This is a genomic window from Rhodococcus sp. NPDC004095 (genome assembly GCF_053604015.1).
Genome location: NZ_JBSGGS010000003.1, coordinates 442,056 through 457,829, shown reverse-complemented (window position 1 = coordinate 457,829; position 15,774 = coordinate 442,056). Strand labels below are relative to the sequence as shown.

The window sequence follows — 15,774 nt, the reverse complement described above, 5'->3', positions numbered from 1 at the left end:
ACGCACACCTTCTCAGGCCGGCTGTTTCACCGCCCCGTCCTCCTCCGCGCGGATCGCGAGCCGGAGGCAGCCGAGCATCGCGAGGGACAGCACGAATCCGGTGAGCGCACCGAGCTGTTCCTGGGCGAACAGGAAGACCTGCGTCACCAGGAGATTGACGACGATCGAGGCGTACAGCAGCCGCAGCGCACGCAGGTACGGGCCGCGCCACAGGAACCACACACCGAGCACGGCCAGGGCTCCGGACACCGTGCTCGACAGTTGGACCATGGTGTCGGAGAGATCGTCGACCGCGGTCTCGTTGTCGGCGAACAGTGCGGCGGCCACCGATGCTACGGCGAACACGGCCTGGATCACGAACAGCGCCAGCACCAGCCGGCGCACGACGCGGTGCCCGAGCACCCGGTCGGTGCGCCGGGTGATGGTGTCGCGCACGCGGGCGATCCGCGTACCCGCGCTGTTGTCGGCGACCGCCTCCGAGATCAGCGCCGCGCGGAGGGTGGCCGCCAGATCGGCGAATCGCGGATCGCGGACCCCGTCGAGCACCCCGATCACGGCGCGGCGGCGGACGTCGTCGAGTTGCCTGAGAGCGAGATCGGTGATCGCGCCCGCACCGATCGCCACCCGCCGCTCGTCGGGCAGTCCGGCCCGGGTGATCGCCTCGCGGGCAATCAGATAGAACAGCACGAACACGACATAGATCATCGCGATCGCGGGCTGGAAGAAGTAGTTGACGTCGGCGGTGACGAACTTGCCGATCTCGTCGACGAACAGGCCGAAGCCGATTCCGCCGACGAGGGCCGACAGCAGTCGGACCCGGCTGCCCTCGCCGATCCCGAGCGCGACGAGGGCCACCGCCATCAGCAGTCCACCCCACAGCACGTGCGCGACGTGCAGTGCGCCGCCCCCGATCTGCGGGTAGCCCGTCGCGGCGAGGTAGGCGCGGGTGACCAGGACCGTGGCCACCGCCGCGACCAGGAACAGTTCGAATCGGGCCAGCGCCGCCGAGTCGTGGTCCCGGGTGTCGGCTCTCATCGCTGCAGTCCGAGGTTGCGGTAGCGGGCGGTGCGGTCGGCGGCCCGCCGCTCGGCGGGGACGGCGGCGAGGGAGGCGAGTTCGCGCGCGATGGCCTCGCCGACGCGCTTGGAGAAGCCGATCGGTTCCTCCGCGGCGTCGGGCAGTTCTGGAATGATCGCGTCGACAACGCCGTCGCGCAACAGGTCGCGGGACCGGATTCCCTGTGCCTCGGCCATTCGCGGCGCGTGGGTGGTGTCGCGGTGCACGATCGCGCTGGCGCCCTCCGGCGGCAGGGGCGCGAGCCAGCCGTTCTGCGCGGCGAGCACGCGGTCCGCGGGCAGCAGTGCCAGGGCGCCACCGCCGGTGCCCTGACCGAGCAGCACCGACACCGTCGGGGTGTCGAGGGTGACGAGATCCGCCAGGCAGCGGGCGATCTCGGGGGCGAGGCCCCGCTCCTCGGCCTCCTTCGACAGCGACGCTCCGAGGGTGTCAATCACCGACACCAGCGGGATGCGAAGTTCCCCGGCCAGTTTCATCGCCCGCCGGGCCTCGCGCAGGGCGCCGGGACCCATCGTCGTCTCGGGGGACTGGCCGCTGCGGTCCTGTCCGAACAGCACGCACGGTTGTCCCCGGAACCGTGCCAGCGACACCAGCACCGTCTTGTCGGCCTCGCCCTGCCCGGTGCCCGAAAGCGGCACCTGCTCGGTTGCGGCGTACCGCAACAGTTGCCGGATACCGGGGCGGTCGGCGCGCCGCGACAGCATCACCGACTGCCAGGCGGGCACGTCCGGGATGGCGGCGGGTTCTGGGCGCGTGTCGACGAACTCGTCCGTCTCGCCGGTCATCACCCGCAGTGCGCGGGGGACCAGATGCCGCAGCTCCCTCGGCTCGACCACCCCGTCGATGACGCCGTTGGCGTACAGGTTCTCCGACGTCTGCACCCCCTCGGGAAACGCCTCCCCGTACAGGGCCTGGTAGACGCGCGGACCGAGGAACCCGACCAGGGCGCCCGGCTGCGCGACGGTCACGTGCCCGAGCGAACCCCACGACGCGAACACGCCGCCGGTCGTCGGATTCCGCAGGTACACCAGGTACGGCAGGCCCGCCGCCTTGTGCACGGTGATCGCCGCGGCGATCTTCACCATCTGCACGAACGCGAGGGTCCCCTCCTGCATCCGGGTGCCGCCCGAGGTCGGGGAGGCAAGCAGCGGCAACCGCTGCGCGGTCGCGCGTTCGACGGCGGTGACGATGCGCTCGGCCGCCGCGACGCCGATCGAGCCGGCGAGGAAGCCGAACTCGCAGGCGATCACCGCGACCCGACGACCGCGGACGGTGCCCTCCCCGGTGATGACGGACTCGTCGAGTCCGGTCTTCGCCCGCGCTGCTTCGAGGTCGGCGCGGTAGCCGGCGTCGGCGTCCACCTCGAGCGGTGCGGTGTCCCAGGACCGGTAGCTGTCCTCGTCGAGGACCAGGTCGAGAACGTCGTGGGCGGACAGTCGCGCGGGCATGTGCTCGACATTAGCCAACGGTCCCGGCCGTCAGCGGGTACAGGTTCATCGCGAGGGGTGGTCCCGGCCGGGAACTCGCGGCACCCCTATGGTGGGGCACCCGAGAAGGGTTACGACGGGCAGGGAGGATTGCGGTGGGTGTCTGGGGTCCGGGGAATTTCGACAGTGACACCGTTGCGGACGGATTGAGTGCGCTGACGGACGGGATCATCGCCGACATTGCGGAGCAGTTCGGCGACGGATCCGACGATTCGGCTCTCGAACCGGATGAGTGGGGCGGGGAGATGGTGCCGGCGTGGCTCGAGATCCTGGTCGGGATCGTCGAGCCGGGACGGGTTGGTGCGACCTTTCCGGCGGTGGCGGTGGTGGCCGATTGGCGTGACCGGTACCTGCGTGCATGGGACGGGTACATCGACGATCTCGATCCGGATGCCGACTACAAGGAAGCCCGGCGTGCGGTGCTCGTCGACACCTTCGAGCGAGCTGTATCGCTCGCGGCGCAGCGCGAACAGGGCTGAAGCCCTCGAGAAGTCGGCCGGCCGGCGGAGCCCGGGCCGTTCACCGTCCGAATGCCTCCCGCCAGGAGACCGTCTTTCCGACCCGCAGGATCGAGCGCTGGTAGATCTTCGCCGCGATCAGCGAGGCACCGATGGTGGCGGCCAGCATGATCGCGACGGTGCCGATCACCTGCCCCGGGCCGGCCACCCCGGCCGCGATCCGCAGCGGCATCAGGATCGCGGAGAACGGTGGAATCCAGCTCAGCACGTTGCTCAGGGTGCCGTCGGGGTTGCCGACGGCGGAGAAGGCGGTGAAGAACATCGCCATGATCAGCAGCATCAGGGGCATGGCGGTGGAGTTGACGTCCTCCTGCCTGGAGACCATCGACCCGGCCGCCGCATACAGCACCGCGAAGAAGGCGAAGCCGAGCACGAACCATCCGAGGGTGGACGCGAACACCGCCAGCGCGGTGCCGGTGACGGTGAGCAGTCCGGTCGCCAGGCCCGCGGCGACCCCCACGACGCCGTACGCGGTCAACTGCACCAGGCCGACCGCGCCGATGCCGATGATCTTGCCCCAGAGCAGCTGCAGCGGACGCAGCGTCGAGAGCAGCAGTTCGACCACCCGGCTCGACTTCTCCTCGACCACGCCCATCGCGACGTACATGCCGAACCCGAGGATCTGCATGTACAGCAGGATCACCGCCGTGACGGACAGCGCCACCCGCTGTCCGCGTTCGGGATCCGGCGGGTCGAGTGCGTCGACGGTGACCACTGCACCCGAGGTGGCCGCGGCCAGCCGCGTGGTGTCGACGCCCTGCGCGGCGAGGGCCTCCTGCTGGGCCCGGGTGGCGACGGCGACGTCGAGGGCGGTGCGCAGGCCTGCCTCCAGCTCGGATTCGGTGACGGCGGTGGCGGATCCGTCCGGGCGCGGGATCAGCGCGACGTCCAGGTCGCCGGAGGTGACGCGGTCCCGGGCGGTCTGTTCGTCGTCGACCGCGGTGACCTCGATGCCGGTGCCGACCTGGTCGCCCGCGGTCACGAGTGCGGCGCCGAGGGACTGGTCGCCGACGAGTCCCACGGAGGCCAGGTCGGGTTCGTCGGCGCCGGAGAAGAGCGAGTAGCCCACCACCGCGCCGACGATCGCGATCAGCACGATCAGGTTGCTGACCACGAAGCTCTTCTTGCGGGTCTGCGCACGGAACTCGCGCCGGGCGACCAGCGCGATGGCGCGGGCGTGGCTCGGCGACGGATCCTGGGCCTGCGCCACAGTCCGAGTCGGCGCGCTCATCCGGACACCACCTCTCGGAACAGTTCGGTCAGGGACGGCCGGTGTTGGGAGAACTCGTGCACGGGACCGGTTTTCAGCGCGGCGGCGAGGACTTCCTGATCGTCGACGCCGGGGTCGAGTTCGAGGACGGTTCGGCCGTCGCGGTGCTCGAGCGTGCGGATGCCTGCCAGGTGGTCCACCCATCCGGGCGGGGCGTCGGGGGCCCGCACGACCAGTTGGGTGCCGCCGCCCCCGCGCAGTTCGTCGACCGTCCCGAGCGCCCGCACCCGACCCGACGCGATGATGCCGACGCGGTGGCACAGACGCTGCACCAGGTCGAGCTGGTGGCTCGAGAAGACCACCGGCACGCCGGTGTTCGCCTTCTCCACCAGCACGTCGCTCATCACGTCGACGGCCACCGGGTCGAGTCCGGAGAACGGTTCGTCGAGGACCAGTACCGCGGGGTCGTGCACCAGCGCGGCGGCCAGCTGCACCCGCTGCTGGTTGCCGAGGCTCAGGGAGTCGACGGTGTCACCGAGCCGCTCGGCGATGCCGAGGCGGTCCGTCCACCGGGTCACCGCGGTCCTGGCCGCGGATCGGGAAAGACCGTGCAGTTCAGCGAGGTACGACAGCTGCTCGCCGACCTTCATCTTCGGGTACAGGCCCCGTTCCTCGGGCATGTAGCCGATGGTGCGGCGCACCTCGAGGTCGACCGGGCGGCCCCCGAGTGTGACCTTGCCTGCGTCGGCGGCGAGCACGCCGAGGACGATCCGCATCGTGGTGGTCTTGCCGGCCCCGTTGGAGCCGACGAAACCGAAGATCTCGCCGGGGTGGACCTCGAAACTCAGGTCGTCGAGGGCGACCACATCGCCGTAGCGTTTCGAAAGATGGTCGATGGCAAGGGTGTTCCCGCTCACAACGCCTCCTGGCGATCGTCGTCGAGGTACGGGTCGGGCCTGGTCCAGGCGAGGATCATGGTCGGCGAGCATCCGCCGATCATCAGCGTCGTCAGCGTGAGCAGGCCGCCCGCGTAGGCCATGGTCGAGTGGTCACCGTCCGTGACGACGCTGCCGATGGTCAGGTAGGCGACGGGAATCATCACCAGCCACTGGGTGATGGTCAGTCCCACGGATCGGGCGGCGTTCTGCTGCTGTATCTCCCACTCGTCGAGCGCTTCGGCCGGTGCGTCGCCGAGTCGCCCGGATGCGATCTGCAGTGCCGTCCAGATCGGGAAGAACAGCAGGCAGGCCGGCAGCCACAGCAGCGGCGCCCGCTCGTGGAAGTGGCACAGCACGCCCACGGTGAGCATGAACGCGAAGGTGACGGCGAGGCCGCCGACCAGGATGCGGCGCCGGCTGCGGGTGCGCCACCCGGGCAGCATCGACTGCCACTTCTCGGAGTTGGCGAGGAAGCGTCGCGCCCGGCCTGCCTGGTAGCGCTCGATCAGATTCTGTTCAGGCACTGCGGCCCTCTCCTTCCTCTCGGTCGCGCCGGTAGAGCTCGGTGGAGAGTGGGGTGAACGGGTGTCTGGAGAACACCGCTTCGACCGGCAGTTCGAAGACGTCGCAGATCCGCATCGCCAGGTCGAGGCTGGGGTAGTGGTCGCCCCGTTCGAGTGCGCCGACGGTCTGCGGGTTCACCTCGATCAGCTCCGCCAACCCCGCCCGGCTCAGGGCACGTTCCGCGCGGAGCACGGCGATGCGGTTGAAGATGGGGCGGGACTCCCCGCGCCGTACCGGGCTCATGCCGTCAGTGTTGTAAAAACACAACAACTCGTCAAGTTGTCTTAATGCGCTGAGTCGTGCTCCCGTCGTTCTACGACGAGATGTAGTAGCCTGTGGGCGTGTGCACCACCGCCGGGGACGAGCTGTCCGCTCGGGTGCGCGGTGGTGCCGTCGGCGCAACCACCGTGGCCCTGGCCGTCGCGGCCCACGGCGCGGCCGGCGGGGGTCTTCCGGCGGGTTCCACGCTGGTCCTGCTCGTCGGGACGGCGACCGTCCTCGCTGCCCTGACGGCGGCCGTCCCCGTGCTGCGCCGGGGCACGGCGTTCCTGCCTGTCGTGCTCGCCACCGGGCAGGTGCTGTCCCATCTGACCCTGGCGGTCGGCGGTGGCCACCATCCCGCCGACCCGGTCGTGGCCGGCGGCCCGATGCTCGCCGCGCACGGCCTCGCGCTCCTCGTCTGTGCGGGCCTGATCGCCGCCGCGGAGCGGATCGGCCCCGCCTCTGCGGCGGCGCTGCGAGCGGTGGTCGCCGTTCGACTCGCGCGGATCGACCCCGTCGGCCCTGCTGTTTCCGCGCCGGTCGCGGTCCGGACCAGGCCGCTCGCCGAGATGTTCTGCCGCACGGGCCTGCCGCGTCGCGGCCCTCCAGTCCTCGTCTGATCCTCAGAGACCACCCCTGCGTGCCGACGACCCGGTCGGCACGTCACTTCGGCGCGCGCGTGCGCGCCCCTCGATCTTCAGCGAAGGACAACCGAATCATGATGACGAAGAACCGTTTTCGTCGGACCCTGCTCGCCGGCAGCGTCGCGTTCACGATGGGCGCGGCCCTGCTGGGCTGCTCCTCCGACTCCGAATCGGCCACATCCGCGGCGGCCGCGGTGAGCGTCACCGACGCCTGGGCGAAGGCCGCGGACACCGGCATGACCGCGGTGTTCGGCACCCTGGCCAACAGCTCCGGCTCCCCGGTCACGCTCACCTCGGTCGACACCGCGGTCTCGTCGCGGGTGGAGCTGCACGAGATGGCGTCCGACGGCGCCGGCTCGATGTCGATGCGGGAGAAGGAGGGTGGGTTCGAGATCCCCGCACGCGGTGAGCAGGTGCTCGAACCCGGCGGTGAGCACATCATGCTGTTCGACCTGACCGGCCCCGTGCGCGCCGGCACCCGACTGCCGCTGACCCTGACCTTCTCGGACGGCAGCACCGCCGAGATCGAGGCCCAGGTCCGCGATTTCACCGGGGCGAAGGAGGAGTACTCGGAGCAGCACGGTGGCTGAGCTGAGCCGGCGCCGACTGCTCGGAGTCGGCGCCGTCGCGCTCGGCGGGGCCGCGGTGGGCGGGGCCGCGGTGGGACTGGGCACCGCAGCGGTCCGGGCCGAGACACCCGTCGCCGCGACCGTGCCGTTCCACGGTGAGCATCAGTCGGGGATCGCCACCGCGCCGCCCGCGCACGCCGTTTTCGTCGGGCTGGACCTGCGGCCCGACGTGGATCGGGAGGCGCTGATCCGCCTGATGCGGGTGTGGACCGACGACGCCGTGCGTCTGGCGGCGGGCCGTCCTGCCCTGGCGGACACCGAACCCGACCTGGCGACGGTGCCCGCCCGGCTGACCGTCACCGTCGGGTTCGGGCCGGGTGCGTTCGCGGCCGCGGCGATCGAGGAGCGTCGGCCCGCGTGGCTGGCGCCGTTGCCGCCGTTCGGGATCGACCGGCTCGACCCGAGGTGGAGCGACGGGGACCTGCTGTTGCAGCTCGGCTCCGACGATCCCGTGGCCCTCGCGCACGCCCAACGTGTTCTGCTCAAGGGTGCCCGTTCGGTCGCGACGGTCCGGTGGACACAGCGTGGTTTCCGCCGGGCCCGTGGCAGCGAACCCGACGGCACCACGATGCGGAACCTGATGGGACAGGTGGACGGCACTGTCAATCCGCGGGCAGGCACCGCCGACTTCGACGACCTGGTGTGGATCACCGACGGGTCGTCACTGGCGGGAGGCACGTCGGTGGTGATCCGCCGGATTCGGCTCGACCTCGACGCGTGGGACGAACTGGACCGTCCGGGACGCGAGATCGTCATGGGACGCAGGCTGTCCGACGGCGCACCCCTGACCGGGGACGCCGAGCACGACGAGCCGGACTTCACCGCGCGGGGACCGGGCGGCCTGACGGTGATCGCACCGAACTCGCACATCGCCCTCGCCCGATCGGCGAACACCGCGGAACGGATGCACCGTCGCTCGTACAACTACGACGAGGCACCGGCGGGGGAGGACGTGTCCGACTCCGGGCTGATCTTCGTCTCGTACCAGGCGGATCCGGTCACCCAGTTCGTCCCGGTGCAGCAACGGCTGGCGGACGCGGACCTGTTCAACACCTGGTCCACCCCCGTCGGGTCCGCGGTCTTCGCGATCCTGCCCGGCTGCCGGGAGGGGGAGTACCTGGGGCAGTCGCTGCTCGGCATCGGCTGAGCCGCCACTTCAACCGCGGCCGGTGGGTGCCGGGCATGAGGCCCGGCACCCACCGGCGCGGGCATCCGCGTCTTCCCTTCTGGAAGAATTCCGCTCGGGTGGGCACGTGGATACCGCGGTTGCGGTATGGAAGTCCATCCTGTCGGGGGACGCGCGGTGACCCGGCGTCGGCGATAGTCGACGATCCGGCAACCGAGAGGAGACGCAGTGGCGCGCATTCACACTCCGTCGGGTCGTTCGACGATGCACTGGATCGGGCATCTCGCCGTCGCAGTCGTGGTGCTGGTTTCGGGCACGCTTGCGCCCCGCCCCGGTGACGGGTTCGTCTGGTCCCCACCCGTGATGGCCCTGGACGTCGCCGTGGTTGTGATCCTGCTCGCCCGGCATCGCGCCCCGTTCGTGATGCTGCCCGCCCTGGTCGCTCTCGTCGTCGTGAGTGTTCCGCTCGACCTGTTCAATCCCGGCATCGCCACGGCCACGGCAATCGCGGTCTACGCCGCGACGGTACGGGTGTCCCGTCCCCAGGGCGTGCTGATCGCCGTCGGCGTCGCCGCCGTCATGCTCGTCGCGGTCACGGTCGACGGGTACAACGGCTTCCAGAACGTTCTGACCGTCCTGCTCGGAGGCGCCGTTGGCGATGCGGTCCGCACCCAACGCGACTACGTCACATCGATCACCGAGCGAGCGGAACGCGCCGAGCGCACGCGCGAAGCACTCGCCCGTCAGCGGGTCGCCGAGGCCCGTCTGGCGATCGCACGGGACCTGCACGATGTTGTCGCGCATCAGATCTCGGTGATAAACCTGCACGCCGGCGTCGCCTCGTCGGCCCTGCGCGACCGGCCCCTCGATGCCGAGCGGTCACTGACCGTCATTCGCCGCGCCTCGCGCGCCGCCCTGACCGAGATCGGCGACCTGATGGCCACGCTGAGGGACCCCGCCGCCGCTGCAGCCGGTCCCGCGGGCCTGTCCCAACTCGACGACGTCGTACGCGAATTCGCCGGTCACGGAGTGGACGTCACGGTCCGGATCGACGGAGACAGGTACGAGCTGCCCCCGACCGTCGACGTCACCGCGCTGCGGGTGATCCAGGAAGCGCTCACGAACGCCCACAAACACGGCACCGGACGCGAAGCCGACGTGCTCGTCGAGTACCTGCCCCGTTCGCTGCGCATCACCGTGACCAACCCGACCGCGCCGGACGGCGCGGCGCGTGCCGCGCCCGGCACGAGGCAGGGCCTGATCGGCTTGGGTGAACGGGTGGAGTCGGTGCGCGGAACACTGTCCTACGGACTCGACGGGATCGGTACCTGGATTCTCGTCGCGGAGCTGCCCGTCGAACCCGTCGACCCGGTGGACACCGTCGACGACCGACCCGCCACCCCGGAAGACCGCCCGTGACCACCGGGCCGGACCCCGCCCACCGCCGAGACCCACGTGAAGCGCGTCGTGACCGGGCTCCACGCCCACGACCGCGCGCAGCTCGTCGTCGCGGCCCAGTGATCGCGGACCGGTCCATCCGCGAATCGACTTATCTCGAACCGGGATTCGGCGTTCCCGGAGGAACTCGGCCACGTCGCGGATACCGCGTCCGCGGTACGTGAAAATCCCCCGGTGGCGGGACGACGCGGCACGCTGCGCCGAGCAGACTCGTGGCCATGACAACGGACAGCCTGACCGCCGGGCACAGCAGCGGTGGCCCGGTCGGGGACACCGCACGCAAGGGGCACATCGGCGCGGTGTTCGCCGGGCTGCTCGTCGCGATGCTCCTCGCGTCGCTCGACCAGACGATCTTCGCGACCGCTCTGCCGACGATCGTCGGTGAACTGAACGGCGTCGATCACATGCTGTGGGTCACCACCGCATATCTCGTCGCCGCGACCGTCATGATGCCGATCTACGGCAAGCTCGGCGACCTGGTGGGCCGCAAATCCATATTCATCGGCGCGCTGATCCTGTTCCTGATCGGCTCGATCATCGGCGGGCTGGCAGCCGACCTGACATGGCTGATCGTCGGGCGCGCCGTGCAGGGCCTCGGCGGCGGCGGACTGATGATCCTGGCGCAGGCCATCATCGCCGACGTCGTTCCGGTGCGGGAACGGTCGAAGTACATGGGCGCCATGGGAGCCGTGTTCGGTGTCTCCGCCGTCGCAGGACCGCTGCTCGGCGGCTGGTTCACCGAGAGCATCGGGTGGCGATGGGCGTTCTGGATCAACATCCCGCTCGGTATCGCCGCGATCGCGTGCGCTGCGATCTTCCTGAAGCTTCCCAAGCACGATGTGAGGGTCAGGCTCGACGTCTGGGGCATCCTCACGATGGCCGTCGCGGTCACGTCGCTGATCCTCGTCACCTCGTGGGGCGGCACCGAACACGAGTGGGACTCGCCGCTGATCATCGGCCTGATCGTCACCACGGTCGTGTTCTGGGCACTGTTCGTGCTCGCCGAGTACAAGGCGGACGAGCCGATCATCCCGCTCGCACTGTTCAAGAGCCGGAACTTCGTGCTCGCCACGACCGCCGGACTGTTCGTCGGCATTGCCATGTTCGGCGCGATCTCCTACATGCCGACCTACCTTCAGATGGTCACCGGCGTCAGTGCCACGGTATCCGGCCTGCTCCTGCTCCCGATGGTCGTGGGCCTGATGGTCACGTCGGTGACCAGCGGTGCCCTCGCCTCCCGCACCGGCAGGTACAAGTGGATGCCGATCGTCGGCATGATCGTCCTCGCCATCGGTTTCCTGCTGCTGTCGACGCTCTCCCCGTCCACCCCGCTGGCGTTGCTGCTGACCTACCTGTTCGTTCTCGGCGCGGGTATCGGCTTCGCCATGCAGATCCTCGTCCTGATCGTGCAGAACTCGTTTCCGGACAGGGTCGTCGGCACGGCGACCGCGGCAAACAATTTCTTCCGCGAGATCGGTGCGTCCCTGGGCGGCGCGGTGGTCGGCGCCCTGTTCACCAGCCGGCTCACCGACCTGCTCACCGAGCGGCTGCCTGTCGACACCGCGGCGAGCGGTGTCGACACGAATTCGCTCACTCCCGCGGCCGGCAACGCGTTGCCGGACGCCCTCGAGGACCTGATTGTCGGCGCCTACAACGACGCGTTGACCCCGGTGTTCACGATGCTGCTGCCGATGGTCGCGGTCGGCTTCGTCCTCGTGGTGTTCATCAAGCAGGTGCCGCTGCGCGCGAGCAGCGACGACGCCGAAGCCGCCACCGCGCTCACTCCTCGATGAGCCGCCCGCCGTCCATCCGCCACCGGCGGGTGCTGCGCATCGTGTCCAGCATCCGCCGGTCGTGGGTGACGAGCAGCAGGGTTCCGGTGTAGGACTCCATCGCCTGTTCGAGCTGCTCGATGGCGGGCAGGTCGAGGTGGTTGGTCGGCTCGTCGAGGACGAGCAGGTTCACGCCGCGTGCCTGGAGGAGGGCGAGCGCGGCGCGGGTGCGTTCGCCGGGGGACAGGGAATTCGCCGACCGCAGGACGTGGTGGCCCTTGAGGCCGAACTTCGCGAGCAGGGTGCGCACGTCCGCGTCCGGCCAGTCCGGGACCTGCGCGCCAAACGCGGCCGCGAGGGTCTGATCTCCCTCGAACAGTCCGCGGGCCTGGTCCACCTCGCCGACCGCCACGCCGGAACCGAGTGCCGCGGTGCCCTCGTCGGGGGCGAGTCGGCCGAGCAGGACGCGGAGCAGCGTCGTCTTGCCGGAGCCGTTGGGGCCGGTGACGAGAATGCGGTCACCCCAGTCGATCTGGGCGTGGATCGGGCCGAGCCGGAAGGTTTCACGTTGAACCACCACGCCGGTCAGTGTCGCCACGACCGCGCCGCTGCGGGGTGCGTCCGCGATCTCCATCCGCAGTTCCCACTCCTTGCGCGGCTCCTCGACGACGTCCAACCGTTCGATTCGGCGTTGCGTCTGACGGGCTTTCGCGGCCTGCTTCTCGGTGGACTCGGCGCGCGCCTTGCGGCCCATCTTGTCCGAGTCGGCGCCCTTGGCCTTGCGTCGGGTGTTGCGGACGCCGTGCTCGAGCCAGTTGCGCTGCATCTGCGCGCGGGCCTCGAGGCCGGCCTTGGTGTCCGCGTACTCGTCGTAGCGTTCGCGGGCGTGCCTGCGGGCGACGGCCCGTTCGGTCAGGTACGACTCGTAGCCGCCGTCGTACACGGCGATCTGCTGCTGCGCGAGATCGAGTTCGACGATCCCGGTCACGGTGCGCGCCAGGAACTCCCGGTCGTGGCTGACCACCACGACGCCGGTGCGGGTCTCGGCGACGAACCGTTCCAGGCGTTCGAGGCCGTCGAGGTCCAGGTCGTTGGTCGGCTCGTCGAGCAGCAGCACGTCGTAGCGGGAGAGCAGCAGTGCGGCGAGCCCGACGCGGGCGGCCTGCCCGCCGGACAGGGACGTCATCTCGGCGTGCAGTCCGACGGTGAGCCCGAGGTCGTCGAGTACCTGTTCTGCGCGCTCGTGCAGATCGGCGCCGCCCAGCCCGAGCCAGCGTTCCAGGGCGTGGGCGTAGCGGTCGTCGCCTCCCGGCTCCGTGAGGGTCTCCGCGGCCGCGTTCATCTCCGTCTCGGAATCGGTGACGCCGGTGCGCCGGCCCAGGTACGCCTCGACGGTCTCGCCGGGGATTCGCTCCGGCTCCTGCACCAGGTGCCCGACCGTCGCGTCCGGCGGGCTGAGGGTGACGGTGCCCTCCACGTCGGCGGTGGTGCGCCCGGACAGGATGGACAGCAGCGTCGACTTTCCCGCCCCGTTTGCGCCGACCAGCCCGATCACGTCTCCCGGCGCCACCACGAGATCGAGTCCGGTGAACAGGGTGCGCTCGCCGCGGGCGGCGGAGACGTCGTCGGCGTGCAGCGTGGCGGTCATGCCGGCCAGTCTCTCAGGGTGCGATGTCGCGCCGGACGGGGTGGAGGCCGGTGCCGGGTCGAAGGGTGACGACGGTCACGACGTGCGGCGGCGGTGCCGTGAGCACGGTGGAGCCGCGATTTCCGGTGATGTGGCCACCGTCACGGGGTGTGAATGCGCGTGGTGGGGGAACAACGAGAGCGCTCTCGTGGTTGTGTCGAGCCATGACCGCTGCCTCGGTACCGAACGTCCCCCTCAATGACGGCAACACGATCCCGCAGATCGGGTTCGGGGTGTGGCAGGTGCCCGACGACGAGAGCTACACGGCGGTGACCAGCGCGTTGAGCATCGGCTACCGGAGCATCGACACGGCCGCCGTGTACGGCAACGAGGTGGGCACGGGCCGGGCGATCGCGCACTCCGGGGTGCCGCGGGACGAGCTGTTCGTCACCACCAAGCTGTGGAACAACTCCGCACAGCCGTGGACCCGCGATGCGGTGTTCTTCGAGTTCGACGCCTCCCTGGACCGGCTCGGTCTCGACTACCTCGACCTGTACCTGATCCACTGGCCCCGGCCGATGCGGGACGACTACCGCGCCATCTGGCGGGCCTTCACCGAGCTGCGCGCGGACGGGCGGGTGCGGTCGATCGGCGTCTCCAACTTCGAGCCGGCGCAGTTGCGCACGATCATCGACGACACCGGTGTGGTGCCGGTCATCAATCAGGTCGAGCTGCACCCCGACTTCGCGCAGCCGGAGCTGCGGGCCGTGCACGCCGAACTCGGCATCGTCACCGAGGCGTGGTCGCCGCTCGGTCAGGGCCGAGGTCTGCTCGACGACCCGACGCTCGCCCGCATCGCCGAGAAGCATCAACGGTCGACCGCGCAGGTGGCACTGCGGTGGCATCTCCAGCTGGGCAACGTCGCGATCCCGAAGTCCGTGACCCCCTATCGGATTCGGCAGAACATCGAGGTGTTCGACTTCGAACTCGACGGCGACGACCTCGCTGACATCGCGGGCATGGACGCCGGCAACCGACTCGGTGGCGATCCCGCGACTTTCGATATGGGATAGTTGAGCAGGTATTTTCTGATCACGATTCGGCTTTCCGCGCACGGGCATTCCACGAAATCCGCACGGTCCGCGAAACCGGAGAAACTGGACAGACCGGCGGGTCTTTCGTGCTGCGAAGATTCGAGTCGTGACATGAGCCGTGCGCCGACCGCTGCGCGCGACGCACGGCTTCGGTGATGAGGGAGGGATGAGCATGCGGACGGAAACCGGCTCGAAGGTGGTGACCCGGCCGGTGGCCGCACCGGTGACCCCGCAGTCCACCCGGCCGGCTGCTCGGGAGACCGCGGCGTCGACCGGCCCGGTCTCGGCGGCCGCGCCCGCCGGAACTCCGGTCAGGGACGCGCCGGGTGCGGTGCCGGCCGCCGGTGCGACGCGGGTGCCGGTCAAGTCGCTCGTGCCCGCCCGTTCGGCGACGCGTACCCCGACCCGTCCGCCGGTCTGGGCGCTGGTCCCGGGCTCCCAGTTCGCGGGCGATCGCTACCGGTTGCTCGAACGTTGCGGGGGAAGCACCGACATCGCCTACTGGCGGGCTCGTGACACCGTCCTGGCCCGGGACGTCGCTCTGACCGTGGTCGAATTCCCGGAGGCCGACGGTGCCGCGGCGTTCTTCGACCGCACCGGCTGGCTGTGCCGGATCCGTTCCGACGCGACGGCCGCGATCCTGGACATGTTCGAGATCGACGGCCGCGCGGTGATCGTCGCGCAGTGGAAGCAGAGCCATGCGCTCGGGCTCGTGCGGGCGGGTCGACCGGCGGATGCGGCGGCGGCCGTCGTTCCCCTCGCCCGGCTGGTGCGGGATGCGAACGGCGAGGGGGCCCTCGTCGCGATCGACAACCCCGGACGTGTCCGGGTCGACGCCGACGGCGTGGCGTACCTGGCCTTTCCCGGGGTACCGGCCGACGCGACCGCGCGCGGCGACGTTCGCGGCCTCGGCAACGTCCTGTGCGAGCTGCTCACCGGCATGCATCACACCGGTGACGGTCGCCCGCTCTCGCCGAGTGCGGTTCGCCCCGACGTGCCTGCCGAGTTGTCGGAACTGATCGTGCGTGCGGTCGGTGCGGACGACGTCGCGGCGGGGCGGGTGGTGGACGTGCTCGGCGAGACGGTCGCCGCGGCTGCCGTCGTGCCCGCGGTGCCCGCCGCGGCCGCGTCGGAGGTCGGGGCGTTCGTCGCGGCTCCGGCGGCCGAGGCCGAGCGGGACCGGACGTTCTGGAACACGTGGGGTCCGTTTGTCGCCGGGGGTGTGCTACTGGTCGTGCTGGCCGTCATCGGATGGTTCGTCGGGGTCTCGGTGATCTGACCCACGGCCGTCGCGGTCCTGCTCTCTGGCGTGTTGCCGGGGTGTGCGCCCGACCCGAGTTAGGGTCGAGCAAACTTCTGTGGGCAGGCA

At 70.3% G+C, this 15,774-nt stretch carries 15 protein-coding genes; 8 read left to right on the top strand and 7 right to left on the bottom strand.

The annotated features are described in order from the left end of the window. Positions 1-12: 12 nt before the first annotated feature. Both ACWEPG_RS08225 and ACWEPG_RS08220 read right to left on the bottom strand, forming a co-directional pair. Entirely contained in the window at positions 13-1,035 is a 1,023-nt protein-coding gene (locus tag ACWEPG_RS08225; protein WP_450115243.1) for a hypothetical protein, read from the bottom strand. Then, complete coding sequence (locus ACWEPG_RS08220) at positions 1,032-2,525, bottom strand: carboxyl transferase domain-containing protein (RefSeq protein ID WP_450115244.1); 1,494 nt, start codon at positions 2,523-2,525, stop codon at positions 1,032-1,034. The genes ACWEPG_RS08225 and ACWEPG_RS08220 overlap by 4 nt, the downstream gene beginning before the upstream one ends. 134 nt (positions 2,526-2,659) lie before the next feature. Between ACWEPG_RS08220 and ACWEPG_RS08215 the strand changes: the two genes are divergently transcribed. Further along, positions 2,660-3,043, top strand: a complete 384-nt coding sequence (locus ACWEPG_RS08215) for a DUF4259 domain-containing protein (RefSeq protein ID WP_450115245.1) — start codon at positions 2,660-2,662, stop codon at positions 3,041-3,043. 40 nt (positions 3,044-3,083) lie between these two features. Here ACWEPG_RS08215 and ACWEPG_RS08210 read toward each other — a convergent pair whose 3' ends face one another. Genes ACWEPG_RS08210 through ACWEPG_RS08195 form a run of 4 tightly spaced genes read right to left on the bottom strand, consistent with a single transcriptional unit; the run spans position 3,084 to position 6,037 of the window. Beyond that, positions 3,084-4,313 (bottom strand): ABC transporter permease, encoded by a 1,230-nt coding sequence (locus ACWEPG_RS08210; RefSeq protein ID WP_450115246.1) that lies wholly within the window; start codon positions 4,311-4,313, stop codon positions 3,084-3,086. Then, the gene (locus ACWEPG_RS08205) at positions 4,310-5,209 is read right to left on the bottom strand and encodes an ABC transporter ATP-binding protein (protein ID WP_450115247.1); all 900 of its coding nucleotides are present in this window, start codon (positions 5,207-5,209) and stop codon (positions 4,310-4,312) included. Before ACWEPG_RS08205 ends, ACWEPG_RS08210 begins: the two co-directional genes overlap by 4 nt. After that, positions 5,206-5,754 (bottom strand): hypothetical protein, encoded by a 549-nt coding sequence (locus tag ACWEPG_RS08200; RefSeq protein ID WP_450115248.1) that lies wholly within the window; start codon positions 5,752-5,754, stop codon positions 5,206-5,208. Before ACWEPG_RS08200 ends, ACWEPG_RS08205 begins: the two co-directional genes overlap by 4 nt. Then, positions 5,747-6,037, bottom strand: a complete 291-nt coding sequence (locus ACWEPG_RS08195) for a helix-turn-helix transcriptional regulator (protein WP_450115249.1) — start codon at positions 6,035-6,037, stop codon at positions 5,747-5,749. Before ACWEPG_RS08195 ends, ACWEPG_RS08200 begins: the two co-directional genes overlap by 8 nt. 98 nt (positions 6,038-6,135) lie before the next feature. Between ACWEPG_RS08195 and ACWEPG_RS08190 the strand changes: the two genes are divergently transcribed. From ACWEPG_RS08190 to ACWEPG_RS08170, 5 genes are all read left to right on the top strand, one after another. Then, positions 6,136-6,675: a hypothetical protein gene (locus ACWEPG_RS08190; RefSeq protein WP_450115250.1), complete on the top strand. Its 540-nt coding sequence runs from the start codon at positions 6,136-6,138 to the stop codon at positions 6,673-6,675. A gap of 98 nt (positions 6,676-6,773) precedes the next feature. Further along, positions 6,774-7,289 carry a copper chaperone PCu(A)C gene (locus ACWEPG_RS08185; protein WP_450115251.1) on the top strand — a complete coding sequence of 172 codons (516 nt, stop codon included), beginning with the start codon at positions 6,774-6,776 and terminating at the stop codon, positions 7,287-7,289. Continuing rightward, positions 7,282-8,475, top strand: coding sequence for a Dyp-type peroxidase (locus ACWEPG_RS08180; protein ID WP_450115252.1), 1,194 nt, complete (start codon positions 7,282-7,284; stop codon positions 8,473-8,475). The genes ACWEPG_RS08185 and ACWEPG_RS08180 overlap by 8 nt, the downstream gene beginning before the upstream one ends. Positions 8,476-8,682: 207 nt before the next feature. After that, entirely contained in the window at positions 8,683-9,873 is a 1,191-nt protein-coding gene (locus ACWEPG_RS08175; protein ID WP_452594212.1) for a sensor histidine kinase, read from the top strand. Positions 9,874-10,130: 257 nt separating this feature from the next. Continuing rightward, entirely contained in the window at positions 10,131-11,705 is a 1,575-nt protein-coding gene (locus ACWEPG_RS08170) for an MDR family MFS transporter (RefSeq protein ID WP_450113380.1), read from the top strand. On the opposite strand, the gene ACWEPG_RS08165 is transcribed toward ACWEPG_RS08170, so the two are convergent. Beyond that, positions 11,692-13,332 (bottom strand): ABC-F family ATP-binding cassette domain-containing protein, encoded by a 1,641-nt coding sequence (locus tag ACWEPG_RS08165; RefSeq protein WP_450113379.1) that lies wholly within the window; start codon positions 13,330-13,332, stop codon positions 11,692-11,694. The genes ACWEPG_RS08170 and ACWEPG_RS08165 overlap by 14 nt on opposite strands. A gap of 203 nt (positions 13,333-13,535) precedes the next feature. On the opposite strand from ACWEPG_RS08165, the gene ACWEPG_RS08160 reads away from it, so the two are divergent. Then, positions 13,536-14,384 carry an aldo/keto reductase gene (locus ACWEPG_RS08160; protein ID WP_450113378.1) on the top strand — a complete coding sequence of 283 codons (849 nt, stop codon included), beginning with the start codon at positions 13,536-13,538 and terminating at the stop codon, positions 14,382-14,384. Between the two features lie 187 nt (positions 14,385-14,571). Next, on the top strand, positions 14,572-15,684 hold the full coding sequence (locus ACWEPG_RS08155; RefSeq protein ID WP_452594211.1) for a hypothetical protein: 1,113 nt from the start codon (positions 14,572-14,574) through the stop codon (positions 15,682-15,684). Positions 15,685-15,774 lie beyond the last annotated feature (90 nt).

Coding starts and splice junctions, on each gene's coding strand:
- ACWEPG_RS08195 (WP_450115249.1), bottom strand. CDS start 6,037: ATGAGCCCGGTACGGCGCGGGGAGTCCCGCCCCATCTTCAACCGCATC.
- ACWEPG_RS08165 (WP_450113379.1), bottom strand. CDS start 13,332: ATGACCGCCACGCTGCACGCCGACGACGTCTCCGCCGCCCGCGGCGAG.
- ACWEPG_RS08155 (WP_452594211.1), top strand. CDS start 14,572: ATGAGCATGCGGACGGAAACCGGCTCGAAGGTGGTGACCCGGCCGGTG.
- ACWEPG_RS08170 (WP_450113380.1), top strand. CDS start 10,131: ATGACAACGGACAGCCTGACCGCCGGGCACAGCAGCGGTGGCCCGGTC.
- ACWEPG_RS08220 (WP_450115244.1), bottom strand. CDS start 2,525: ATGCCCGCGCGACTGTCCGCCCACGACGTTCTCGACCTGGTCCTCGAC.
- ACWEPG_RS08225 (WP_450115243.1), bottom strand. CDS start 1,035: ATGAGAGCCGACACCCGGGACCACGACTCGGCGGCGCTGGCCCGATTC.
- ACWEPG_RS08210 (WP_450115246.1), bottom strand. CDS start 4,313: ATGAGCGCGCCGACTCGGACTGTGGCGCAGGCCCAGGATCCGTCGCCG.
- ACWEPG_RS08185 (WP_450115251.1), top strand. CDS start 6,774: ATGATGACGAAGAACCGTTTTCGTCGGACCCTGCTCGCCGGCAGCGTC.
- ACWEPG_RS08160 (WP_450113378.1), top strand. CDS start 13,536: ATGACCGCTGCCTCGGTACCGAACGTCCCCCTCAATGACGGCAACACG.